Origin of the sequence: Meridianimarinicoccus sp. MJW13 (genome assembly GCF_014901205.1) — a bacterium.
In the GTDB taxonomy this organism is placed as follows: Bacteria; Pseudomonadota; Alphaproteobacteria; order Rhodobacterales; family Rhodobacteraceae; genus Meridianimarinicoccus.
This window is the reverse complement of sequence record NZ_JACNMU010000002.1, coordinates 445,667-467,765: the sequence shown is the minus strand read 5'-3', so window position 1 is coordinate 467,765 and position 22,099 is coordinate 445,667. Positions and strand designations below refer to the sequence as shown.

The window sequence follows — 22,099 nt, the reverse complement described above, 5'->3', positions numbered from 1 at the left end:
CAATAAAGCGCGCCGCGCCCGCGAAAGGACATCTTATGCCCATCACCACTGTCGTCTTCGACGCCTATGGCACGCTGTTCGACGTGACCGCCGCCGCCCGCACCGCCGCGCAGTCGCCCGAGTTCCCGCAACTGGCCCCGGTCTGGCAGGCGCTGGCCCGCGACTGGCGCGCCAAGCAGTTGGAGTATTCCTGGCTGCGCGCCGTCACCGGCAATCACACCCCATTCTGGGAGGTCACGCAGGACGGGTTGGACTGGGCGATGGAGGCCAACGGGCTGCAAGGCGAGGAACTGCGCGCCCGCCTGCTGGCCCTGTATTGGGAATTGGACGCCTACCCCGAGGTGCCGGACCTGCTGCAACGGCTCAAGGCCGAAGGGCTGACCACGGCGATCCTGTCCAACGGCTCCCCCGAGATGCTGGAGGGGGCGGTGAGCTCCGCCAGCCTTGAAGGCTTGCTGGACGGGGTGCTGTCGGTGGAAAGCTGCGGCGTCTTCAAGCCCGACGCGGCGGTCTATGACCTTGTGCGGGATCAACTGGGCACACGCGCCGACGAGGTGCTGTTCGTCTCGTCGAACGGCTGGGATGTGTGCAGTGCGACGGCCTATGGGTTCCAGACCCTCTGGGTCAACCGCATGGGCCAGCCGCTGGATCGGCTCCCTGAGCCGCCCGCCGCCATCGAGCCCGACCTGAGCCGCATTCCCGACCTGCTGGCCTCGGGCCGCTTCACCCGCCCCGACCTGCATCCCGAACCGCAATATTTCACCGCCTCGGACGGGCTGAAACTGGCCTATCGGGACGAGGGCGACGGCCCGGCCCTGTTGTGCCTGTGCGGGCTGACCCGCAACATGGCGGATTTTGACTTTGTCGCGCGCGACTTCGCGGATCGCGCCCGGATCATCCGGCTGGACACCCGCGGGCGCGGCCAGTCGGATCATGATCCGACCTATCTGAACTACAATCTTGGCCGCGAAGGGCAGGACGCGCTGGACCTGCTGGATCACCTTGGCCTCGACAAGGCGGCGATCCTGGGCACCTCGCGCGGGGGGCTGATCGCGCTGACGCTGGCCGTCACCCACAAGGACCGCCTGACCGGCGTCTGCCTGAACGACATCGGCCCCGAGATCGACCCCGAGGGGCTGGCTTTCATCTTCGGCTATCTCGGCATCGAACCCACGTTCCAGACCTATGACGAGGCCGCCGACGCGCTGGTCAAGACCACCGCCGCCCGGTTTCCCGGCGTGCCGCGCGCCCGCTGGCGGCTGCACGCCGAACGGATCTGGACCCAGACCGACGACGGGTTGCGCATCCGCTATGACGCCAAGCTGCGCGACGCGGTGATCGAGCAATCGGCCACCGGCGATGTGCAAGATCTATGGCCGTTCTTCGATGCCTTCGCCGATTTGCCGCTGGCCCTGATCCGGGGCGAGCATTCGGACATTCTGCCCGCCAAAACCGCCGCCGAAATGCGCCGTCGCCGCCCCGACATGATCCATGCCGAGGTGCCCCGGCGCGGCCATGTGCCGTTTCTGGATGAACCCGAAGCCCGGCGCGCCCTGTCCCAGTTCATCGACAGGTTGTCATGACCCCCGACGCCATTGCCGCCGCCGAGGCCCGCATCCGCCCGTTCCTGCGCCGCACCCCGCTGCTGGAATCGCCGCAGCTCAACGACCTGGCCGGTCGCCGGGTGCTGGTGAAGGCCGAATGCCTGCAACACACTGGCTCGTTCAAGTATCGGGGCGCAAAATCCGCCGTGACTGCCATCGCTGCCGAAGGCGGCTGTTCCGGCATTATCGCCTATTCCTCGGGCAACCATGCCCAGGGTGTGGCCCGCGCCGCGCAGGAAGCCGGGCTGCCGGCGGTGATCGTGATGCCTTCGGATGCTCCGCGCGCCAAGGTCGAGGGCACCCGCGCCTACGGGGCCGAGGTCGTGCTTTACGACCGCTGGAACGAAAGCCGCGAAGAGATCGGCGCGCATCTGGCCGCAACCCGCGACCTGCGGCTGGTGCGCCCTTATGACGAGCCCGAGGTAATCGCCGGACAGGGCACCTGCGGGCTGGAACTGGCCGAACAGGCGCGCGCGGCGGGCGTCACCACCGGCCAGGTTCTGGTGTGTTGCGGCGGCGGCGGGCTGACCTCGGGCATCGCGCTGGCGCTGGAACAGCAGGCCCCCAGCCTGCGCGTGCGCCCGGTCGAACCCGCGGCTTTCGACGATGTCACCCGGTCGCTGGCCGCTGGTGAAATCCTTGGCAATGCCCCCGGCAGCACCAGCATCTGTGATGCCATCGTCACACCCCAACCCGGCGACCTGACCTTCCCGATCCTGCAACGTCTGTGCGGACCCGGCCTGACGGTCAGCGATGCCGAGGCCCTGACCGCGATGGCGGTCGCCCTGCGGCACCTGAAGATCGTGGTGGAGCCCGGCGGCGCGGTGGCATTGGCCGCCGCCCTGCATCGCGGTGCAGATCTTGGCGCGGATCCGGTGATTGCGGTGGCCACGGGCGGCAATGCCGATCCGGAGATCCTGGCCCATGCGGTCGCGGCGATCCCCTGATCAGCCGCTGCCCAGCCCGTTGGGCGCAGTGATTGTCAAGTGGTCAAGAAGTGTTTATATTCACTTCGAGCGTTTTATACCGCTGCACCGATAGGTTTTTCCCGCGACCCATAGTTTCGAAAGAATGTGCCGTCAGGAATGCCTGCGGCAGGGCTGCCTGTCCAGATCGGACGTTCTGGCGAAGACCGTAAACGGGGCAGATCGGGCGGCGTGGTGGCGTATGTGCAGGAACAGAAAGGTCACGTGAGCGTTATGAACAAACTCGCGTCAGTCGAAATCGATATTGGCAACGGGGATCCGTTGCCGCCGGAAATGGCGACCCATTCCGCCCATGCTGCGGCTTTCCTCAAGGCGCTGGCCCATGAAGGCCGGCTGCTGATCCTGTGCCATCTCAATTCGGGCGAGAGATCGGTGACCGAGCTTGAAAAGCTCCTGGGCCAACGTCAGGCGGCGGTCAGCCAGCAATTGGCGCGCCTGCGGATGGAAGGGCTTGTGCGCTCGCGCCGGGATGGCAAGACCATCTACTATTCGCTGGGCGACGAACGGGCCGAGCGGATGATCGGGCTTCTCTACGACATGTTCTGCGCGTCGGACGCCGACTGACTTCGCCCGCGCGGCCCTGGATGACAACGACGCCCACCGTGTGAGGCGCCGCAGGAAAGATCGCATGCCATGTCGCCCTCCCCCCGGGACCTAGCCCAGACCATTGCCAACCGACTGCCGACGCCCGCCCGGGCGCAACGGTTGCTGGTGGCCATCGCCGGCCCGCCCGCATCCGGAAAATCCACGGTCTCCGAGGCGTTGGTGGACCATCTGGGGCCAGAGGCCATACTGGTGCCGATGGACGGGTTTCATCTGGACAACCGAGTGCTGGAACGTCGCGGATTGCTGCCCCGCAAGGGCGCGCCCGAGACCTTTGACGCGGCGGGGTTCTGCCACGCCATCGGGCGCCTGAAAACCGAGCCTTCGGTCATCCTGCCCAGCTTTGACCGGTCCCGTGACCTGTCGGTCGCCGGGGCGATCGAGGTGGAACCGCAGCATCGGATTGCCGTGGTCGAAGGCAACTACCTGCTGTTCGACGCCGACCCCTGGCGGGCGCTGACGGACCTGTGGGACTTTTCGGTCTGGACCGCCCCGGACGAAGCCGTCCTGCGCACCCGGCTGATCACGCGCTGGCGCGATCACGGTCTGGCCCCCGATGCCGCCGAGGCGCGGGCCGAGGCCAACGACCTGCCCAACGCCCGCCGCACACTCGCGTCCCGCCTGCCCGCCGATCTGGTGGTCTGAGGACCCTACTTCGGCCCGGCGAAATACCAGATGATCAGGCCGATGACAGGCAGGATCGCGACCACCAGCACCCAGATGATCTTTTGCAGGCCGGTGGCACCGGACTGGAGGATTTTCACGATCGCGTAAACATCCGCAATGAGGATGAGAAGGCCGAGAATGGCTTCCATGTGACGTCTCCCTTGGAAATTTCACCTTCAGTCTAGCGCCACACGGCCCGGCTGTCGCGGTCAGAAATCAGGCAACGCGCACCATCAGCAGCAGGGCGGCCAGCGCACAGCCGATGCCCGCCACTTCGCGCCAGGCCACAGGCTCGTCAAAGACCACTGCGCCGATGACGCAAAGCGCCAGCAGGCTGAACATGGCAAAAGCCACCCCCGCCTGCCCCAGCGATATCTGTTGCACGGCCAGAAACCAGAATATCCCCGACAGGACATAAAGCGACAGCCCGGCCAGTCCGGCCGGCGCGTGCAACGGTTGTCCCTGATCCGCAGTCAGCTTGATCAACGTGTCCCCGAAGATCACCACAAGCGCACAAAGCAGCGCGCTGCCGTAGCCAATGACGATCTGCATGGTGCCCCTCCCGCCTTGATGCCCTTTGACAGAGGTTAACATGCCCGGAGCATCGGGTCAGGGCGGGCATTCCGGAACCCGGATATCGACGGCGCGCGGGCCGGGACAGTCGGCTTGCGGCCTGCCGCCCCTAGCCCGGATTGAGCGGCGGCAGCGCCTCGACACGATGGCTGGCACCGGCAAGGCGTCGCTGGCGGTCGGCCTGGAAGGCCGACGACACCGCTAACCAGTCCCCGCCGGTGTCGGGCGCGTCACGATAGCGGCCCGCCCCGATCCCGGCCAAGGCGTTCTCAAGATCCTGCGCGGCGTGTCCCGGACATCGGTCGGCCCAGGTGGCAAGCGCACGATGGGTGGCGGCAAGATCCTTCTGCGCGATGGCCTGACGGACCTGCCGTGCGGCATAGGCTTCGCTGGCTTCCCACGCGGCCTTTCTCTTGTCCCGAAGGCGGCGCAGCGGCGGCAGCGCGTACAGGCGGATCCCCTGCGCCGCCAGCAGCAGCAGGATCGCCCCGCCCACCAGCAAGGCGATCTGGCGCGGCGAAAATCGCGCGGCCACCGGCGCTCCCGGCGCGTCCACTTCCAGGGTCACGCCCTCAAGCTGCGCGGTTTCCACCGTTCCGGTTTCGGTGTTGAACCAGTCGATCGAGATTGGCGGCAACTCGACACTGCCCCCGTATTGCGCGACATAGCTGACGGTTTCCGTCCGGCTGCCCGACAACACGCCCCGGTCAGAGGCCTCCGCGATGCTGGGATCCTTGGGATAGGCCCGCACCGCCTCGGACTCGACGGGCGGGATCAGCGAGGGGATGAACAGCGCCGAGGTGCCGGAGATTTTCGCCGTCACGCTGCGGCTGGCCGCATCGCCTTCGCCCAATGGGCCGTCCGCGCCTTCGATGTTCTGTTCCAGCGTCAGGCCGCTGGCAAGGATCAGGGGATCAAGCCCGACGGCCCCCTCGGGTACGGTCGCGGTGAAACGGACCGGATCGAGGCTGGCCTCGAACGTCACAGGGGCCGAGGTGTCCGGGTCGGCGTAGGTCACCGTGATGGTCTGGGCCGGCAGGCTGACCTCGCCGGGCACCATGGGATAGAGCCGATAGGCGCGGCTGACGCCGGACCACGTTTCGCCCCCCACGGATTCGCTGATCGGCCCCGAAGCCCCCTCGGGCAGGCGCACGATCACATTGGGCACATCCAGCGCCGGGTAGGCAGGCGGATCGGGCAACCATGTCGGCACCAGCACCTTGATCCGCAGCACCAGAGGCTGTCCCACGACGGCAGTGTCCGGGGTCAGCTCTGCAGTGACCTGCGGTTGCACGGCCTCGGCGGGTGCCGGGGCGGTGACCGTGTCATCTTGCGCAACCAGGGCGGTTGGAGACGCGAGAGCCAGCGCCACGGCGATCAAGGACAACAGGCGTCCCTGCGACCGGTGGCGGGGGAATGACGGCACAAGGATCATTCGCGCGCTCCCGCCGCGTTTTCCTGCAGGAATCGGGTTCGCAGGAAATCGCCCATGTCTGTATCGACCGACCGCATCCATTGCTCGGTGGTCTGGAACTCCGGCGCGGCGTCTTCCTCGGAAAAATCGGTCTGGGTGTCGGCACCCCGGTTGGCCTCGTTGTCGAAGACCACGTCGTCCGCCCCGATGCCGGAGTCCTCGCCCGTATCGCTTTCCTCGCGGGCGGTCTCGACAAACTCCAGAATGGCGCGTGTCACCGCGAGGTTCCATTCGGCCTGAGGAAAATCAGGGCGCAGTTGCAAGGCTTTCTCATAGGCCGCGATGGCGGGCCGGTATTCGCGGTTGCGGGTCCGCGCCATGCCCTCGGCAAAGGCCGCCTCGGGCGTGTCCAGCCGCGAATAGAGATCGGCGGCTTCCGGATACTGGCCCGCGCGGAACAGTGACAGGCCGCGCCACATCGGATTTTGGAACAGCGCGGCGGCGTCGGAAAACCGTGTGGCGCGATAGGCCTGCATCCCCTGCTGGTCGGGGGTGAAGAACCAGTCCACCACATCGGCCTGCGCCGGACCGGGGGCGGTCAGACCAGTGGCCAGCCCGACAACCAGCGCCCACCGCATGGTCCAGCCCCGCCGGAACCACAGCAGCAGAAGCGGCATCGCCAGCCATGCCAGAATCCAGCCGCGATCGTCCCAGTCCAACCGCTCGTCCCCCAGCAGGGCGGCGCGATAGGCCGAGGCCGCGGCGCTGTCGATGGCCTTCAGGTCCGTGTCATCAGCGGTCAGTTGCACGACCGTCGCGCCGTCCAGTTGATCCAGTGCGCCGCGCGGGCTGCCGTCTGGTGCGGCCACCAGGAACAGGATCGGCGTTTCCTCGGCCTGTGCGTCGCGGAAGGCGCTCACATCGGCCTCGCTCAACTCGTCCAGAACGAACAGAATGGCGCCGGGGGTTTCGGATTTCGCCAGTTCAGCCCCCGCCAGCGTCAGCGCGGCGGTGGCATTGTCGCCTTCTTCGGGCATGACTTCGGGCGTGAGCGACTCCAGCATCGACCGCAGGATGTTCGGGTCCTCGGTCAGCGGCGCGACACGATGGGCGGTGCCGGAATAGGCAATCAGCGCGGTGCGGGCCCCGGCGCGGCGTTCCACCAGATCGAGGATCTTGAACTTGGCCCGGTCCAGCCGGTTGGGCGGCAGATCCGGCGCCTCCATCGAGCGGCTGACCTCCAAGGCCACCACCATCGGCGCCGTCTGGGCCAGCAGCGGGTTCGGCACCCGGCTCCACGTCGGGCCGGCGGCCGCCAGCGTCAGCAGCACCAGACAGGCCGCGACCCCGTCGATGGGCTGCACCCGCCGTCGTCCGGTATCGCCCACCGTCAGCGCCTCGGCCAGATGCGGGGCAATCCCGCGCGAGGGGGCGGTGGTGGTTGTCGCCGTCCCGCGTCGGGCGCGCCACCACAGCGCGGCGATGGGCAGCAGGGCCAGAAGCCACAGCGGGCGCAACAGGTGCAGCGCCGCAAGCGCATCGAGAAACGCCGCCATCACGCCGCCCTCCGCGATGTGGACAGTTGCAGCCAAAGCAGGGTCAGCGTGGCAATGACCACCGCCAGGGCAAAGGCGATCCAGGCCAGGGGTCGCTTGGGCTGGAAGTTGACGGTTTCCGTGACACGCGGGTTCAGACGGTCGATCTCGGCATAGATCTCCTGCAATCCGGCCCCGTCGGTGGCATAGTAGAAGGCCCCGTCGGCACGCTGCGCGATGTCTTCCAGGGCCTGAAGATCGACCTTGTCCTCGCCCGCGCCCTCGGGATTGCCAACGCCGATGGTAAAGATCCGCACCCCCTGCTGCTGCGCGATCTCGGCGGCGTTCACAGGCGACATGCGGCTGGAGGTATCGGCCCCGTCGGACAGCAGCACAAGCAGGCGCTGTTCAACCTCCGAGGTCTCGAAGGTGCGGATCGACAGGCCGATGGCATCGCCGATGGCCGTGTCCGGCCCGGCCATGCCCACGGTCGTACCGTCAAGCAATTCGCGCACCGAGACGAGATCCTCGGTGAAGGGCGTCTGAACGAAGGCGCGGCTGCCAAAGACGATCAGCGCGATACGATCTCCGTCGCGGGCTTCGATGAAGTCGCCGACCACATCCTTGACCACCTGCAGGCGCTGCGCCTGCGTGCCGTCCGGACCTTCCATGTCGCGGGCATCCATCGACCCGGAAATGTCCACGGCCAGCACCATGTCGCGCGCTGCCTTTTCCACGGTGATCTTCTGGCCCAACTGTTCGGGGCGGGCGAGGCCGAGCACCAACAGCCCCCAGCACAGGATCGCGGTGATCATCTGGATCCGGGCGCGCCGCAGCACCAACGCACCGGGCTTGGGATCCAGCCCCGCCGCCTCGGTTATCTGCCGGAAGAACGGGATCCGAACCGCGGTCGTCTGGTGGCGATAGCGGGGCGCGAACCGCCAGACCAGCCAGGGCAGCGGCAGCAACAGAACCGCCCAGGGGAAGGCGAAGGAGTAGCTCATGCCGAGGCCTCCCGGCGATGCGCCTTCACCCAGTGCCGGGCCAGACCGGTCACGCGCGGATCGGGCGGCGTGTCCCGCCACGGTGCCTGCAGCAGGATTGCGCCCGCATCTCCTGAAAAGCTGGTCCCCGGACAGGTTTCGGACAGGAACGCCAGCCAGTCCTGCCCCAGCAACCCGACCACCTTGCGGCGGGGATAGGCGGCCAGCGCGGCGCGACGCAGGATGTCGGCCACCTTTGCCGGGTCATCGCCCGCAGCCTCCAGCTCGTTCAGCGCAGCACGACGATAGGCATTGGCCTGCCAGTGCCGCGCTGCCCGCCAACTCAGCCAGACAAGCGCGGCCAGCACCGCAAGCGACAGCCAGATCCAGCCCTGTGTCGCCGGGATCATCGAGATCGGTTCGGGTTCGGGGATCGGCTTGAGCATGTCGAGCATCTCGACAAGGTTCTTGCCCTCGGTGTCGGGGGTTTCTGCCATCAGCGTCGCCCTCCCGGCAGCCCCATGAGATCCAGCAGTTGCGGCAGGGTTTCGCGCCCCGCGCTCAGCGGCAGCACCGGGATGCCATAGGTGCGGGTCCAGCCGATCGCGCGGTTGACCCGCGCGCCGAAGGCCTCTTCCACCCGGTGCCTGATGTTGCTGTCCGCGCTGTCCAGCTCCACCTGCAACTGGCCATCCGAGGCAACGATGCGGAAATCGTCGGGCAGCCGGGTGCCGGTGGGATCGGTGACCGGGAACAGGATCACGTCGTTGTGCTGGGCCAGCCGCCGCACAAGCCGTTCGGTCTGATCATCCACCTCGCCAAAATCCGAGAACACGAGGATCAGGTTGCCCGTCGTGGCAATGCGCGCCGCCGCCTCCAGCGGACGGTTCAGCGGCATCGACACCGGCACATCCAGATCCGCCCGCAACCGGCAATTCGCCTCGGACAGGGTCGCGATGAAGCGGTTGAGCGCAAGGTTCGACGCCCGCGGCCGCAATTCGGCCACCGCATCATCCGAGAAGATGACGCCGCCGACCCGGTCGCCCTGCGCGCGGATCCGGTAGGCCGCCAGCGCCGCCGCTTCTGCCGCTGTCACCGATTTCATGTTGAGTTGCGTGCCATAGAACATCGACATGCGCTGATCGACCAGCAACAGCGCCGGGCGGTCGCGCTCTTCGGTGTAGACCCGCACATGCGGCTCGCCGGTGCGGGCGGTGACTTTCCAGTCGATGGTGCGCGGGTCGTCACCCACCTGGTAGTTGCGCAATTCCTCGAAGTTCAGCCCCCGGCCCCGCAGGCGCGAGGCATGGCGGCCGTTGAACGCGGATCGGGCCGGTTGGCGCGGCAGAAACGACAGCGCGCGCGCCGATCCTGCCAGCCGGCGCAAATGCTGCAGGTCCGTATGGATACGCGGGTCGGTCTTGCGCGGCACCTCGGGCATGATCCGGCCTCAGGGCAGCGCCACGAGGGACACGATTTCATCGACCACATCGTCGGTGGTCTTGCCTTCGCCCTGCGCCTCGAAAGACAGCGCAATCCGGTGGCGGAAGACGTCATGCACGATGGCGCGCACATCCGCCGGATCGACATAGTCGCGCTGCTTCAGCCAGGCATGGGCGCGGGCGCATTTGTCCAGCGCGAGGCTGCCGCGCGGACTGGCGCCGATCTCGATCCAGCGCGCCAGATCCTCGGACAGGGCGGCGGGCGTGCGGCTGGCCTGCACCAGGTCGGCCATGTAGCGATCCATCGCATCGGACACATGGATGCGCCCGATCTCGGCCCGCGCGTCGAACACCGCCTGCTGCGGGATGGCGTCCGGCGGGGTGGTGGCGTCTCCGGAAGATGCAGCCTGTTCCTCGCCGCGCACCAGGCGGATGACCTCCACCTCGTCCTCGACCGGCGGATACAGCACCTGCACATGCATCAGGAAACGGTCCATCTGCGCCTCGGGCAGCGGATAGGTGCCTTCCTGTTCGATCGGGTTCTGGGTCGCCATCACGATGAACAGCGGCGGCATCTTGTGGGTCGTGCCGGAAACGGTCACCTGCCGCTCTTCCATCGCTTCCAGCAGGGCGGCCTGCACCTTGGCCGGGGCGCGGTTGATCTCGTCCGCCAGCACGATGTTGGCGAAGATCGGCCCCTGTTCGAACCGGAACTGGCTGCCTTCGGGTCCCTGATGATACACCTCGGTGCCAGTGACATCCGACGGCAGCAGGTCCGGCGTGAACTGGATGCGCGAGAAATCGGCCTCCAGGTTCGTGGCCATCGCCTTGACCGCGCGGGTTTTTGCAAGGCCGGGCAGGCCCTCGATCAACAGGTTGCCATTGGCCAGAAGCCCGATCACCAGCCGTTCGATCACATCCTTCTGGCCGATGATGGACTGCCCCATGCGGTCCTGAAGGGCGGTGATCTGTTCTAGCGCAGTCATGGCCAAATCCTGCAATCGTCGTTTCGATGGAACACTGGTCGAACTAGCCCGCGAAGATTGCGTGACAAAATCACGACGGGCGTTTCCGCAGCATGGACCACCGCGCCTGACGGTTGCAACACCCTGAAGACCGGGGCAATCAGCCGTGCAGGCGTTTCGCCAGACGGTTCTGCCGTTCGATCACATTCGGCAGGTCGATGGTGACCATCTGACCGTCGCGGACGATCTGGCGGCCATCCACGAAGGAATGCTTGACCCGCGTCGGACCGGCCAGCAACAGTGCCGCCGGATCCCAACTGCCCGCGCTGTCGATGCCCGAGACATCCCAGACCGCGATATCGGCGCGTTTGCCCACGGCGATCTGGCCGCAATCGGGCCGGTTCAGCACCTCGGCCCCGCCACGCGTCGCGATCTCCAGCGCCTCGCGGGCCGACATCGCATCGGCGCCATTGGCCACCCGTTGCAACAGCATGGACTGGCGCGCCTCGAGGATCAGGTTGCCGGTGTCATTGCTGGCCGAGCCATCGACCCCCAGCCCGACCTTCACCCCGGCGTCGCGCATCTTGCGCACCGGTGCGATGCCGCTGCCCAGCCGGCAGTTGGAACAGGGGCAATGGGCGATGCCGGTGCGGCTGCGCGCGAACAGGTCGATCTCTTGCCCGTCCAACTTGACGCAATGGGCGTGCCAGACGTCGGACCCGGTCCAGCCCAGATCCTCGGCGTATTGGCCCGGGCGGCAGCCGAATTTCTCCAGCGAATAGGCAATGTCCTCGTCATTCTCGGCCAGATGGGTGTGCAACATCACGCCCTTGTCGCGTGCCAGCACCGCCGCGTCGCGCATCAGGTCTCGGCTGACCGAGAACGGCGAACAGGGCGCCAGCCCAACCCGCACCATCGCGCCCTCCGAGGCATCGTGGAACGCGTCGATCACGCGGATGGAGTCCTCAAGGATCGCCGCTTCGCGCTCGACCAGGCTGTCGGGGGGCAGGCCACCGTCGCTTTCGCCGATGCTCATCGCGCCGCGCGTCGGATGAAACCGCAGCCCGACTTCACCCGCCGCCGCGATGGTGTCGTCCAGCCGCGCGCCGTTGGGATAGAGATACAGGTGATCCGAGGTCAGCGTACAGCCCGACAGCGCCAGTTCAGCCAGCCCCACCTGCGCCGACACGAACATCTCTTCCGGCCCGAAGCGCGCCCAGATCGGATAGAGCGTCTGAAGCCAGCCGAACAACAGGGCATCCTGCCCCCCCGGCACGGCCTTGGTCAGCGACTGGTAGAGGTGATGATGGGTGTTCACCAGACCGGGCGTCACCACGCAGCCGCGCAGGTCGTGGGTTTCGCCAGTCGTTGTCAGCGCACTGCCGATCTCGACGATCACGCCGTCGCGCAGGCGCAGATCGGCCTGCGAAAGCTCGCGGCGGTCGTCGTCCAGCGTCAGGACGGTATCGGCATTTTTCAGAAGGATCTCGGTCATTCGGGTACATTCCTTGGCGACCGTCTCATCAGGGGAATGCCCGGCCGGTGGAAAACGGGTAAGAACCGACCGCTGGATTGATAGCGAACCGATCCTGCCCGGGTCAACGGATTTGTGGGCGACGGCAGAAGGAAGGGGCCTGTCCGGCCCGTACCCCTACCGCCCCCGCCGCTTCACCACCCCGCCGCGCTGCCCCGGACGACCGGCGGTGGACCGGCCCTTGCGCTTCATCGCGCTTTCGGCGGCGGCCTCGACGGCGCTTTGCCGGGCCAGCGGATCGTCGGCGATGGCCAGATCGACCGCTTCCAGCCGCTTGATCTCGTCGCGCAGGCGGGCAGCTTCCTCGAATTCCAGGTTCTCGGCGGCCTTGCGCATCTCGTCGCGCAGCCCGTCCAGATGGGCCTGCAGGTTCGCGCCGACCAGCGGCTTGTCCACCGTGGCGGTGACCCGCGCCATGTCGGTGTCGCCCTTGTAGAGCCCGGCCAGAACATCCTCGACGTTCTTCTTCACCGTCTCGGGGGTGATCCCGTGTTCCTCGTTATAGGCGATCTGCTTGGCGCGGCGGCGGTCGGTCTCGCCGATGGCCCGCTCCATCGAGCCGGTGACCCTGTCGGCATACATGATGACCTTGCCGTCGGCGTTGCGCGCGGCCCGCCCGATGGTCTGGATCAACGAGGTTTCGGAGCGCAGGAAGCCCTCCTTGTCGGCGTCCAGAATCGCCACCAGCCCGCATTCGGGAATGTCCAACCCCTCGCGCAACAGGTTGATGCCCACCAGCACGTCGAAGGCGCCCAACCGCAGGTCGCGCAGGATCTCGATACGTTCGATGGTGTCGATGTCCGAATGCATGTAACGCACCCGGATGCCCTGTTCGTGCAGGTATTCGGTCAGATCCTCGGCCATGCGCTTGGTCAGAACTGTGGCCAGCACCCGCTGGCCACGCTCGGCCACGCGCCGGATCTCGTCCAGCAGATCATCGACCTGGGTCTTGACCGGGCGGATCTCGACCTGCGGGTCCAGGAGGCCGGTGGGGCGGATCACCTGTTCGGTGAAGACGCCGCCGGATTGCTCCAGCTCCCAGCCCGCCGGAGTGGCCGAGACGAAGACCGATTGCGGGCGCATGGCATCCCATTCCTCGAACTTCAGGGGGCGGTTGTCCATGCAGGACGGCAGGCGGAATCCGTGTTCGGCCAATGTGAACTTGCGGCGGTAGTCGCCCTTGTACATGCCGCCGATCTGCGGCACCGACACATGGCTTTCGTCGGCAAAGACGATGGCGTTGTCGGGAATGAACTCGAACAACGTGGGCGGCGGCTCTCCCGGTGCGCGGCCGGTCAGATAGCGCGAATAGTTCTCGATCCCGTTGCAGACGCCGGTGGCCTCCAGCATCTCCAGATCGAAATTGGTGCGCTGCTCCAGCCGCTGGGCTTCCAGCAGCTTGCCCTCGGCGACCAGTTGATCCAGCCTGATGCGCAGTTCGGCCTTGATGCCGATGATTGCCTGTTTCATCGTCGGCTTCGGCGTGACGTAGTGCGAATTGGCGTAGATGCGGATCTTGTCGAACGTGTCGGTCTTTTCGCCGGTCAGCGGATCGAACTCGGTGATCGCTTCCAGTTCCTCGCCGAAGAAGGACAGCCGCCAGGCCCGGTCCTCAAGGTGCGCCGGCCAGATTTCCACCACATCACCGCGCACCCGGAAACTGCCGCGCTGGAAGCCTGCGTCATTGCGGCGGTACTGCTGGGCCACCAGATCGGCCATCACCTTGCGCTGGTCGTAGTCATTGCCCGTGTGCAGATCGACCGACATCGCCGAATAGGTCTCGACCGAGCCGATGCCATAGATGCACGACACCGAGGCCACGATGATCACGTCATCGCGTTCCAGCAGCGCCCGGGTGGCCGAGTGGCGCATCCGGTCAATCTGTTCGTTGATCTGCGATTCCTTCTCGATGTAGGTATCGCTGCGCGGAACATAGGCTTCGGGCTGGTAGTAGTCATAGTAGCTGACGAAGTATTCCACCGCGTTGTCGGGGAAGAAGCCCTTGAACTCGCCGTACAATTGCGCCGCCAGGGTCTTGTTGGGGGCCAGGATGATGGCGGGCCGCTGGGTTTCCTCGATCACCTTGGCCATTGTGAAGGTCTTGCCGGTGCCGGTGGCCCCCAGAAGCACCTGGTTCTGCTCCCCCTCGCGCACGCCTTGGGTCAGTTCCGCGATGGCCGTGGGCTGATCGCCGGCCGGCGAGAAGTCGGTATGCAGGATGAACTGCCGCCCGCCTTCCAGCTTTTCGCGGCCGCCGGTGCGGTCCACCGTGGGCGTCTTGTCGGAATGGGCATAGGGCATGGCGAGACTCGCTGACGGCTGCAACCTTGGAAACTTAGGGCCCCGCACCGGGTTGTGCCAGTGCCCGTGTCGGCCCTTCCTGACAGGAGGGTGTCAGGAGGTCACGCCCCTGTTTCCCGTCAGACAAGGATATTTCCCATCAGGCACGCTTGATTCTTGAGAGAATCAATTGAACACGATAGTGTCCCATGATTGAAGACGAATGCTGGTCGCCGCCTCTCTGTTACTCCGACACCTACGCGTGCGGCGACCGGCTTTCTTCCCTTTCCCGTCAACAGCGCCGCTTTGCCGCTTCCCGCCCACGCCCCGGTCGTGGTATCGCACCGTAAAACACGGAGGCTGACATGCGCGCACGCATCTATCGTCCTGCCAAGACGGCAATGTCATCGGGAACCGCCAAGACCCACGACTGGGTGCTTGAATTCGCGGCGGCGTCGCAGCGCGAGGTCGATCCGCTGATGGGCTGGACCAGTTCCAGCGACACCCAAAGCCAGGTGCGGCTGCGGTTTGCCACCAAGGAAGCCGCCAAGAAGTACGCTCAGGATCGCGGCATCGACGCCGAGATCAGCGAACCCAAGACCCGCAAGCCCAACATCCGCCCGCGCGGCTATGGTGAAAACTTCGTGCCGGACCGTCGCGGCGCCTGGACCCACTGATCCGGTCCCGATCCCGCCGGGCGCCCGTCAGACGCGCCCGGACCCCCAGCTTTGCACCAGTTTCCGCGCCGTGGTGAATTGCGCCAGCAGCCTGCTGTGATCGGCCTGCGGCGTCAGGATGGTCTCAGGCGCGGTCACGGCCACATCCCCCCCGGACGCCCGCGCCGCCAGCCGCGCCACGCCAAGCGCCGTGCGTTCGGGATATTCCGACAGACGCAGGGACTTCCCCGTTACGTCGGCCAGAAACTGGCAAAAGCCGCTATTGCGGGCCATGCCGCCATCGACACCGATGGGGCTGGCGATGGGACCGTGACGTTCGAACTCCTGCAATATCTCGGCCATGCGCAGGGCAACCCCTTCGAACACCGCCTGCACCATGTCCTGCGGGCGGGTGTCCAGCGTCAGCCCCAGCCAGCCACCCTTGGCCGCCTCGTCCCAATGCGGGCAGCCCAGCCCGGACAGCGATGGCACGAAGGCCAGACCACGCGCCAGAATCGGCAGGCCTTCGGGTGCGGCCAGATCCGAAAAATTGCGAAACAGACCCAGGTCGCGCGCCCAGTTCAGCGCGCTTGAGGCGGTGAAAATCCCCCCGTCCAGCGCGTAGTGCAGCATCTGCCCGGCCTCCCGCCAGGCCACGGTCGGCAGGGCAGCGGTATTGCCGGCGGGCGGGGTTGAACCCAGAAGGGTCAGCGCGAAGGCGCCGGTGCCGAAGGTGACCTTGGTATCCCCGGCCTTTTCGACACCATGGCCGAACAGGGCCGCCTGCTGATCGACGATGGCGCTTTGGCAGGCCAGCCCCTCGGCCTGCCCCAGATCGCCGTTGCAATCGGTGATCGCGGGCAGGCAGCTTTCCGGCACCCCGAACAGCGCACAAAGGTCCGCGTCCCACGTTCCGCTGTGCAGGTTCATCAGCGAGGTGCGCGAAGCCGTGGCCACATCGGTTTCGAACCGTCCGGTCAGAACGTCGCGGAAATAGGCGTCGCTGGTGCCCAGCCGCAGACGCCCTGCCTCCAGCAGCGCGCGGGCATCGGGCAGATGGGCAAGGCACCATGCCAGCTTGGCGGCAGAGAAATAGGGCGACAGCTGCAGCCCGGCGCGATCGCGCACCAAGGCCGCGTGCCCCGCCGCTTTCAGCGCCGCACAGGTGTCGGTGGTGCGGGTGTCCTGCCAGACGATGATCGGGCCCAGCGGTACCCTGGTGTCCGCGTCCCACGCCAGACAGCTTTCGCCCTGGTTGCCCAGCCCAAAGATCGTGGCCCCGGCGGCCTTGCCCGCGCGCAGGGCGGCGCGGATGTTGCCGACGATCTCGCCGGCATCATGTTCCACCCATCCCGGTTGCGGATAGAGTTGCCGGTGGTCGCGGGCAAAGACCCTTTCGGACGTGCCATCGGGGCGGTACAGGAAGGCCGAGGTCGAGGTCGTGCTCTGGTCGATGGCAAGAACGGTCATTCTGCCTCCGGGGTCGGGTGCAGTGGCAGGGTGATGCGGCGTTCGGGGCGCGAGGCGATCCAGTGGCTCTGGCCCGCGACCCGCACCTGTCCCGAAAAAGGTTGACGCAGCCGCATCTGCACGCGGTCGAAGGCGGGCGGAACCTGTGGTGCCGGGGCACAAAGCTCCTGCGGCAGGGCGTAGGCAAGCGCGTCGCCTTGCGTCACCCCATCGACAGCCAGCGGCTCAGCGGTATCTCGGGGCGGAAGCGCGCCGTTCAGTGCGGCCGCCATGCAACGCGCCACCCTGCGGCCCTCCTCCCAGCACCAACCAGCGGTTTCTATGGGGTGCAGCACATTGCCTGCCGAGAAATAAGCGGGATCTGTCAGGCGTCCGTATTGATCTATGCGCGGCCCGAGGCTGCCGGGGTCCAGCGCCAGACCGGCGGCCCGCAGCAGCGCGTTTTCCGGTCGGAACCCGCCGGTCACCACCACCCCGTCACAAGCGATGTCGCGCTGCACACCATTGCTCTCCACGGTGATGCCGTCCACTTGCGCGCGCCCGTGGATCGCCGTGATCCGGGTATTGCGGTACAGCGGTACGCCCAGCGCACGCGGGGCGGCGGCGAACACTCCGCGCGCGGTGATTTCCGGACCAGGCTCCAGCATCGCCACCGGGCGCGCGCCCAGCGTTCGGCAGGTCAGCAGCGCCGAGAAAGCGACCAGTTCGGTGCCGAGGATGACAGGCCTGTGGAACGGGCGATGCTTCGAGAAGGCCGCGAAGCTTTGCAGGGTGGCGGTGTTCATCACACCGCCGGGCTTGGTGCCGCCGATCAGGCGCGCGGCGCGCGGGGTTTCGCGGGCACCAAGGGCCAGCAGAACCACTCGCCCCCGGATCCGGCGCGGGCCATCGGGGGCGCTGACGTCGACCTCGCCACCGGGATGCAGCGCGGTGACGGTGGTCTGACATCGGATCTCGACACCCGCGCCTTTTGCCTCCTGCACCAGCCGCTTGGCATAGGCAGGACCGAACATGAGCCGTTTCCACTCGCGCAGACCATAGGGCGAATGCAGGCAGTGGCGGGGGATGCCGCCGGCTGTGGCTTCGCGCTCCAGCACGACAACCTGGCCGCCCCCCTGACGGCGCAACTCGGTCGCCGCCGACAGGCCTGCCGGACCGGCCCCGATGATCAGGGCATCAACGGTTTCTGGATGCGCGGTCATGCGTCGGTACTTTCGGCCAGAAGATCCTGCACCGCCTGCCCGCAATAAAAGCCCTGACAACGGCCCATGGTGGCGCGAGTGCGACGCTTCAGACCGGCCAGCGTTTTGGGTGCCAAAGGATCATCCAAGGCGGCGCGCACCTCGCGCCATGTTACCCGCTCGCAATGACACAACATGCCGTCGTTGCCGGATGCCTGCCAGTCACGCGCACCCTCTTCGGCCAGCATCGCCATGCGGGGCACCTGCGGGGCAGACAGCGGTGCGGGCGCATGCCCCTGCCCCTGTAACAGCCGCGCCACATGCGCCGCCGTGCCCAGGGCCGAGCTCAACCCGGTCGAGCGGATCGCCCCGACCGTGACCATGTTGCGTCCGGCATGGGCGCGGATCTGGTAGTCCTTGTGTTCGCACGCAGGGCGCAGGCCGGCGTAGATGCTGGTCACTTCCTCCTGCGCCAGTGCGGGCAAAATCTCGGCCCCCTTGGCGTGCAGCATTCGCAGGGTCTCGGCCTCAAGACCGGCGGTTTCGCGATCATCCTGTTCCTCGGCGGTGGGACCGACCAGCAGGTTGCCCCAGACCGTGCGGCAGACAACGATGCCCTTGGTGGTGGCGGTGGGCACCGGCAGCAGGATGTGCCGCGCCAGCCCGGCGGCCATCTTGTCGAAGACCACGAATTGTCCCTTGCGCGGGCGGATGGTGAACTGCGTCTGCCCCAGAAGGGCCGCGTCGATCCGGTCGCCGTAAAGGCCCGCGGCATTGACCACATGGCGTGCCCGCAGCGGCCCCTTCGTGGTGTCCAGCGTCCAGATCGCGCCGTCAAAAGAACCGCCAGAGACGGCGCAATTCCGCTTCAGGGTCCCGCCGTTCAGCAAGGCTTGCAGCAGATAGGCATGGGGCGCCGACCACGGATCGATCAGGCTTTCGCGCGGCACTCGGAACGCGGCGCGCACGTCCGGGTTCAGGTTCGGCTCCAGCGCAAGGGTTTCGGTTCGGGTCAGGGGCACGACGTCGCTCACCGCGTTGGCGCGGGCCTGCTCCATCAGGGCCGGCAGGCGCGCCTCCTGCTCGGCGCTCCAGGCCAGCACAAGCGCGCCGCAGCGATCCAGCGGCAGGTTGAATTGCGCGTGCAGCGCCTCGTACTCGCGGTAGCCTTCTTGCACGCAGGCCAGCTCCAGCGAGCCCTCGGGGGCATCGAAGCCGGTGTGCAGGATCGCGCTGTTGGCCTTTGATGCGCCGTCAAGAATGTCGGCGGCCTTTTCCAGTACCACCACCCGCGCCCCGTCCAGCGTCAGACGGCGGGCAATGGCGCAGCCGATGACCCCGGCACCGATCACCGCGATGTCATAGGTCTGGACCGGCTGGGTCATGGGCAGGGGTTTCCGATTCCTGAACGCACGCTGCCACCTTTCTGACCACAGATGACCGACCAGTCAATCCGAGGCAGAAAATTTGACTGTTCGGTCACAAATCATTTGACAGCGGCGCTCAAGCCTTGTGCAAATGGGCGGCACGGGGGTTTGATGCGCGAATGTCGGCGATGAAGAGCACACAGCGCCAGGATCGGATGGCGGCCTTCGTGGCCAGCGAGGGCGAGGTCACGGTTGACGCCCTTGCCGCGCGCTTTGACGTATCGGTGGAAACCGTGCGCCGCGATCTGGCCAAGCTGGAGGATCAGGGTCGTCTGCGCAAGTTTCACGGTGGCGCCCGCCCGGTGCCAGCCCAGCAAAGGCTGCACGTGGAGGCCTCGTTCGAGGCCCGCATGAACGAAGAACGCGCGGCCAAACAGGCCATCGCCGCCAAGCTGACCCAGATCGTGCATCCCGGCGACACGCTGTTTCTGGACACAGGCTCGACCACACTGGTGGCCTGTTCGGTGCTGGCCGAACTGCGCGGGCTGACCGTCATCACCAATTCCGTGGCCGCCGCCGACAAGCTGACCCTGGGCGGCCAGGGCCAGGTCTATCTGCTGGGCGGCGCCTATGCCCGAGGCAACAGCCAGACCGTCGGCGCGATGGTGCTGGAGCAGATCGGCCGGTTCCGCGCCGATCACGCGGTGCTGACCCCGACCGGGGTGGATGCCGAGGCCGGTGTCACGGACGCCAATGCGGACGAGGCCGAAATTGCCCGAGCAATGATCAATTCCGCCCAAAGCGTCACATTCTTGACCGTTCCGTCAAAATTTGGCCGCAAGGCCGCCTTTCACGTTTGTGGGCTGACCCAAATTCAGACCGTTCTTGCGGCGGGACCACCCGACGACACGCATCTCAAGGCCCTGGGCACCGCCGGCGTGGCGCTCCCCTGAGGCAGACGACAGGAAGAAACGAAGGACAGCATGCCCAAAGCACTGCAATTATACGTCAGGATCATTGATCGGATTTCCGACTATGTCGGCATTGTGGCGATGTACCTGATCTTCGCCATGATCGGCATCCTGCTGATGGATGCGATCACCCGCAATGTTCTGGAAATACCGGTGCACTGGGGCATCGAGGCGGCGCAGTTCACGCTGGCGGCCTATTACTTCATGGGCGGGGCCAAGACCATGAAGGAAGGCGACCATGTGCGCATGGACCTGCTGTACGATCGCCTGTCCGAGCGCGGCAAGCATCGGCTGGATGCGATCACCGCTGCCTGCTTGCTGTTCTATCTGGTGGTGCTGTTCATCGGGTCGATCTCCTCGCTGGAATACGCCATCCAGACCGACGAACGCCGGTTCTCCATGTGGAACCCGTCGATGATCCCGATCAAGACGCTGATGGTGGGCTGTATTGCCCTGATGATCCTGCAAACCGTTTCCGAGTTCTTCAAACACATCGCCGCCCTGCGCGGGGAGGTTCTTTCATGAGTCCTGAACTCATCGCGTTGACGATGTTCGGCACCACCATGGTGCTGCTTCTGACCGGCCAGCGGGTGTTCGGCGCCATCGGCTGCGTTGGCGCGGGCATGGTGTTGATGCTGTACGGCACCGGCGGGGTCGAGATCCCCTTCTCGGCGGCCTTCAAGCTGTTCAACTGGTTCCCGATGCTGACGCTGCCCCTGTTCATCTACATGGGCTATGTGCTGTCCGAAGCCGGCATCGCCGAAGACCTGTACAAGATGCTGCACGTCTGGTTCGGGCGGGTCGGCGGCGGGCTGGCCATCGGCACGATCTTCCTGATGGTCATCATCTCGGCCATGAACGGGCTGTCGGTGGCAGGCATGGCCATCGGCGCCACCATCGCCCTGCCCGAGATGCTGCGACGCGGCTATGACAAGGTGCTGATCACCGGCGTGGTTCAGGGCGGCTCGTCGCTGGGCATCCTGGTGCCGCCGTCGGTGGTGATGGTGCTGTTCGGCATGATCGCGCGCCAGCCGGTGTCGCAGCTTTGGCTGGCAGGCGTGTTTCCCGGCCTGCTGATGGCCACCTTCTTCGTGATCTACGTGATAATCCGCACCAGGATCAATCCTGACCTCGCCCCCGTGGTATCGGACGAGGAATTGAACATGCCCCTGCGCGAAAAGCTGAAACTGCTGCGCGCCGGCATCATCCCCTTCCTGATCTTCTTTGCCATGACCGGCCTGTTCATCATGGGCATCACTTCGCTGGTGGAAAGTTCGGCGGTGGGGGCCACGGCGGCGACGCTGGCGGCCATTGCCAAGGGGCGGTTCTCGTTGCGGATGATCCATGACACGGCGCGCAAGACGCTGGGCGTGTCCTGCATGTTCCTGTGGCTGATCCTTGCTGCCCTGGCTTTCGGCGCGGTGTTCGACGGTATCGGCGCGGTCCGGGCCATCGAAAGCCTGTTCATCACCCGGTGGGAACTGACGCCCTGGCAGGTCATCATCATGATGCAGTTGTCGTTCATCGTGATGGGTATGTTCCTGGACGACACCGCGATGCTGGTCATCGTGGCGCCGCTGTACGTGCCGCTGGTCAAGACCCTGGACCTGGGCTTTGACAACCAGCTGATCTGGTTCGGCGTGCTGTATACGATGACCTGCCAGATCGCCTATATCACGCCACCCTTCGGCTATAACCTGTTCCTGATGCGCTCCATGGCGCCAAAGGACATCACCCTGCCCGACATTTACCGGTCGATCTGGCCGTTCGTCCTGATGATGACGTTCACCATCGTGCTGGTAATGCTGTTCCCGCAGATCGCGCTTTGGCTGCCCGAAGCTGTGCGGAACTGATCACCTGAAGAAAAAA

21 protein-coding genes are annotated in these 22,099 nt (G+C 66.2%); 8 read left to right on the top strand and 13 right to left on the bottom strand.

The window, feature by feature from the left end; all coding sequences use genetic code 11:
• The first annotated feature begins 35 nt into the window (after positions 1 to 35).
• From H8B03_RS19160 to H8B03_RS05265, 4 genes are all read left to right on the top strand, one after another.
• A complete protein-coding gene (locus tag H8B03_RS19160) occupies positions 36 to 1,583 on the top strand; it encodes a haloacid dehalogenase type II (protein ID WP_319022435.1) in 1,548 nt (515 codons plus the stop codon).
• Entirely contained in the window at positions 1,580 to 2,551 is a 972-nt protein-coding gene (locus H8B03_RS05275) for a threonine/serine dehydratase (RefSeq protein ID WP_193140676.1), read from the top strand. The genes H8B03_RS19160 and H8B03_RS05275 overlap by 4 nt, the downstream gene beginning before the upstream one ends.
• Positions 2,552 to 2,803: 252 nt before the next feature.
• Complete coding sequence (locus H8B03_RS05270) at positions 2,804 to 3,154, top strand: metalloregulator ArsR/SmtB family transcription factor (protein WP_193140768.1); 351 nt, start codon at positions 2,804 to 2,806, stop codon at positions 3,152 to 3,154.
• Positions 3,155 to 3,223: 69 nt separating this feature from the next.
• Positions 3,224 to 3,838, top strand: a complete 615-nt coding sequence (locus H8B03_RS05265) for a nucleoside triphosphate hydrolase (RefSeq protein WP_193140675.1) — start codon at positions 3,224 to 3,226, stop codon at positions 3,836 to 3,838.
• 5 nt (positions 3,839 to 3,843) lie between these two features.
• Here H8B03_RS05265 and H8B03_RS05260 read toward each other — a convergent pair whose 3' ends face one another.
• The 10 genes from H8B03_RS05260 to uvrB all read right to left on the bottom strand — a co-directional run bounded on the left by H8B03_RS05260 (position 3,844) and on the right by uvrB (position 14,606).
• Entirely contained in the window at positions 3,844 to 4,008 is a 165-nt protein-coding gene (locus H8B03_RS05260; RefSeq protein WP_193140674.1) for a PLDc N-terminal domain-containing protein, read from the bottom strand.
• 67 nt (positions 4,009 to 4,075) lie between these two features.
• Positions 4,076 to 4,411, bottom strand: coding sequence for a hypothetical protein (locus H8B03_RS05255; RefSeq protein ID WP_193140673.1), 336 nt, complete (start codon positions 4,409 to 4,411; stop codon positions 4,076 to 4,078).
• A 130-nt stretch (positions 4,412 to 4,541) separates the two neighbouring features.
• Positions 4,542 to 5,819 (bottom strand): BatD family protein, encoded by a 1,278-nt coding sequence (locus H8B03_RS05250; protein ID WP_193140672.1) that lies wholly within the window; start codon positions 5,817 to 5,819, stop codon positions 4,542 to 4,544.
• Positions 5,820 to 5,863: 44 nt separating this feature from the next.
• On the bottom strand, positions 5,864 to 7,402 hold the full coding sequence (locus H8B03_RS05245) for a VWA domain-containing protein (RefSeq protein ID WP_193140671.1): 1,539 nt from the start codon (positions 7,400 to 7,402) through the stop codon (positions 5,864 to 5,866).
• The gene (locus H8B03_RS05240) at positions 7,402 to 8,385 is read right to left on the bottom strand and encodes a VWA domain-containing protein (protein ID WP_193140670.1); all 984 of its coding nucleotides are present in this window, start codon (positions 8,383 to 8,385) and stop codon (positions 7,402 to 7,404) included. The genes H8B03_RS05245 and H8B03_RS05240 overlap by 1 nt, the downstream gene beginning before the upstream one ends.
• Positions 8,382 to 8,861, bottom strand: coding sequence for a DUF4381 domain-containing protein (locus H8B03_RS05235; protein ID WP_193140669.1), 480 nt, complete (start codon positions 8,859 to 8,861; stop codon positions 8,382 to 8,384). The genes H8B03_RS05240 and H8B03_RS05235 overlap by 4 nt, the downstream gene beginning before the upstream one ends.
• Positions 8,861 to 9,805 (bottom strand): DUF58 domain-containing protein, encoded by a 945-nt coding sequence (locus H8B03_RS05230; protein WP_193140668.1) that lies wholly within the window; start codon positions 9,803 to 9,805, stop codon positions 8,861 to 8,863. Before H8B03_RS05230 ends, H8B03_RS05235 begins: the two co-directional genes overlap by 1 nt.
• A 9-nt stretch (positions 9,806 to 9,814) precedes the next feature.
• On the bottom strand, positions 9,815 to 10,792 hold the full coding sequence (locus tag H8B03_RS05225) for a MoxR family ATPase (RefSeq protein WP_193140667.1): 978 nt from the start codon (positions 10,790 to 10,792) through the stop codon (positions 9,815 to 9,817).
• 139 nt (positions 10,793 to 10,931) lie between these two features.
• Positions 10,932 to 12,266 (bottom strand): 8-oxoguanine deaminase, encoded by a 1,335-nt coding sequence (locus tag H8B03_RS05220; RefSeq protein ID WP_193140666.1) that lies wholly within the window; start codon positions 12,264 to 12,266, stop codon positions 10,932 to 10,934.
• A gap of 156 nt (positions 12,267 to 12,422) precedes the next feature.
• Complete coding sequence (gene uvrB / locus H8B03_RS05215) at positions 12,423 to 14,606, bottom strand: excinuclease ABC subunit UvrB (RefSeq protein WP_193140665.1); 2,184 nt, start codon at positions 14,604 to 14,606, stop codon at positions 12,423 to 12,425.
• Positions 14,607 to 14,950: 344 nt separating this feature from the next.
• Here uvrB and H8B03_RS05210 point away from each other — a divergent pair, with 344 nt between their 5' ends.
• Positions 14,951 to 15,262 (top strand): ETC complex I subunit, encoded by a 312-nt coding sequence (locus H8B03_RS05210; RefSeq protein ID WP_193140664.1) that lies wholly within the window; start codon positions 14,951 to 14,953, stop codon positions 15,260 to 15,262.
• Positions 15,263 to 15,289: 27 nt separating this feature from the next.
• Here H8B03_RS05210 and H8B03_RS05205 read toward each other — a convergent pair whose 3' ends face one another.
• The 3 genes from H8B03_RS05205 to H8B03_RS05195 are packed head-to-tail and all read right to left on the bottom strand — an operon-like array spanning position 15,290 to position 19,277.
• Positions 15,290 to 16,711 carry an FGGY family carbohydrate kinase gene (locus H8B03_RS05205; RefSeq protein ID WP_193140663.1) on the bottom strand — a complete coding sequence of 474 codons (1,422 nt, stop codon included), beginning with the start codon at positions 16,709 to 16,711 and terminating at the stop codon, positions 15,290 to 15,292.
• Positions 16,708 to 17,913: an NAD(P)/FAD-dependent oxidoreductase gene (locus tag H8B03_RS05200; protein WP_193140662.1), complete on the bottom strand. Its 1,206-nt coding sequence runs from the start codon at positions 17,911 to 17,913 to the stop codon at positions 16,708 to 16,710. Before H8B03_RS05200 ends, H8B03_RS05205 begins: the two co-directional genes overlap by 4 nt.
• Positions 17,910 to 19,277, bottom strand: coding sequence for an NAD(P)/FAD-dependent oxidoreductase (locus H8B03_RS05195; RefSeq protein WP_193140661.1), 1,368 nt, complete (start codon positions 19,275 to 19,277; stop codon positions 17,910 to 17,912). The genes H8B03_RS05200 and H8B03_RS05195 overlap by 4 nt, the downstream gene beginning before the upstream one ends.
• Positions 19,278 to 19,447: 170 nt before the next feature.
• On the opposite strand from H8B03_RS05195, the gene H8B03_RS05190 reads away from it, so the two are divergent.
• The 3 genes from H8B03_RS05190 to H8B03_RS05180 are packed head-to-tail and all read left to right on the top strand — an operon-like array spanning position 19,448 to position 22,083.
• Positions 19,448 to 20,212 (top strand): DeoR/GlpR family DNA-binding transcription regulator, encoded by a 765-nt coding sequence (locus H8B03_RS05190; RefSeq protein WP_193140660.1) that lies wholly within the window; start codon positions 19,448 to 19,450, stop codon positions 20,210 to 20,212.
• A gap of 30 nt (positions 20,213 to 20,242) precedes the next feature.
• Positions 20,243 to 20,755 carry a TRAP transporter small permease subunit gene (locus H8B03_RS05185; RefSeq protein WP_193140659.1) on the top strand — a complete coding sequence of 171 codons (513 nt, stop codon included), beginning with the start codon at positions 20,243 to 20,245 and terminating at the stop codon, positions 20,753 to 20,755.
• Positions 20,752 to 22,083: a TRAP transporter large permease subunit gene (locus tag H8B03_RS05180; protein ID WP_193140658.1), complete on the top strand. Its 1,332-nt coding sequence runs from the start codon at positions 20,752 to 20,754 to the stop codon at positions 22,081 to 22,083. Before H8B03_RS05185 ends, H8B03_RS05180 begins: the two co-directional genes overlap by 4 nt.
• Positions 22,084 to 22,099 lie beyond the last annotated feature (16 nt).

Coding starts and splice junctions, on each gene's coding strand:
- H8B03_RS19160 (WP_319022435.1), top strand. CDS start 36: ATGCCCATCACCACTGTCGTCTTCGACGCCTATGGCACGCTGTTCGAC.
- H8B03_RS05275 (WP_193140676.1), top strand. CDS start 1,580: ATGACCCCCGACGCCATTGCCGCCGCCGAGGCCCGCATCCGCCCGTTC.
- H8B03_RS05270 (WP_193140768.1), top strand. CDS start 2,804: ATGAACAAACTCGCGTCAGTCGAAATCGATATTGGCAACGGGGATCCG.
- H8B03_RS05265 (WP_193140675.1), top strand. CDS start 3,224: ATGTCGCCCTCCCCCCGGGACCTAGCCCAGACCATTGCCAACCGACTG.
- H8B03_RS05260 (WP_193140674.1), bottom strand. CDS start 4,008: ATGGAAGCCATTCTCGGCCTTCTCATCCTCATTGCGGATGTTTACGCG.
- H8B03_RS05255 (WP_193140673.1), bottom strand. CDS start 4,411: ATGCAGATCGTCATTGGCTACGGCAGCGCGCTGCTTTGTGCGCTTGTG.
- H8B03_RS05245 (WP_193140671.1), bottom strand. CDS start 7,402: ATGGCGGCGTTTCTCGATGCGCTTGCGGCGCTGCACCTGTTGCGCCCG.
- H8B03_RS05240 (WP_193140670.1), bottom strand. CDS start 8,385: ATGAGCTACTCCTTCGCCTTCCCCTGGGCGGTTCTGTTGCTGCCGCTG.
- H8B03_RS05235 (WP_193140669.1), bottom strand. CDS start 8,861: ATGGCAGAAACCCCCGACACCGAGGGCAAGAACCTTGTCGAGATGCTC.
- H8B03_RS05230 (WP_193140668.1), bottom strand. CDS start 9,805: ATGCCCGAGGTGCCGCGCAAGACCGACCCGCGTATCCATACGGACCTG.
- H8B03_RS05225 (WP_193140667.1), bottom strand. CDS start 10,792: ATGACTGCGCTAGAACAGATCACCGCCCTTCAGGACCGCATGGGGCAG.
- H8B03_RS05220 (WP_193140666.1), bottom strand. CDS start 12,266: ATGACCGAGATCCTTCTGAAAAATGCCGATACCGTCCTGACGCTGGAC.
- uvrB (WP_193140665.1), bottom strand. CDS start 14,606: ATGCCCTATGCCCATTCCGACAAGACGCCCACGGTGGACCGCACCGGC.
- H8B03_RS05210 (WP_193140664.1), top strand. CDS start 14,951: ATGCGCGCACGCATCTATCGTCCTGCCAAGACGGCAATGTCATCGGGA.
- H8B03_RS05205 (WP_193140663.1), bottom strand. CDS start 16,711: ATGACCGTTCTTGCCATCGACCAGAGCACGACCTCGACCTCGGCCTTC.
- H8B03_RS05200 (WP_193140662.1), bottom strand. CDS start 17,913: ATGACCGCGCATCCAGAAACCGTTGATGCCCTGATCATCGGGGCCGGT.
- H8B03_RS05195 (WP_193140661.1), bottom strand. CDS start 19,277: ATGACCCAGCCGGTCCAGACCTATGACATCGCGGTGATCGGTGCCGGG.
- H8B03_RS05190 (WP_193140660.1), top strand. CDS start 19,448: ATGAAGAGCACACAGCGCCAGGATCGGATGGCGGCCTTCGTGGCCAGC.
- H8B03_RS05185 (WP_193140659.1), top strand. CDS start 20,243: ATGCCCAAAGCACTGCAATTATACGTCAGGATCATTGATCGGATTTCC.
- H8B03_RS05180 (WP_193140658.1), top strand. CDS start 20,752: ATGAGTCCTGAACTCATCGCGTTGACGATGTTCGGCACCACCATGGTG.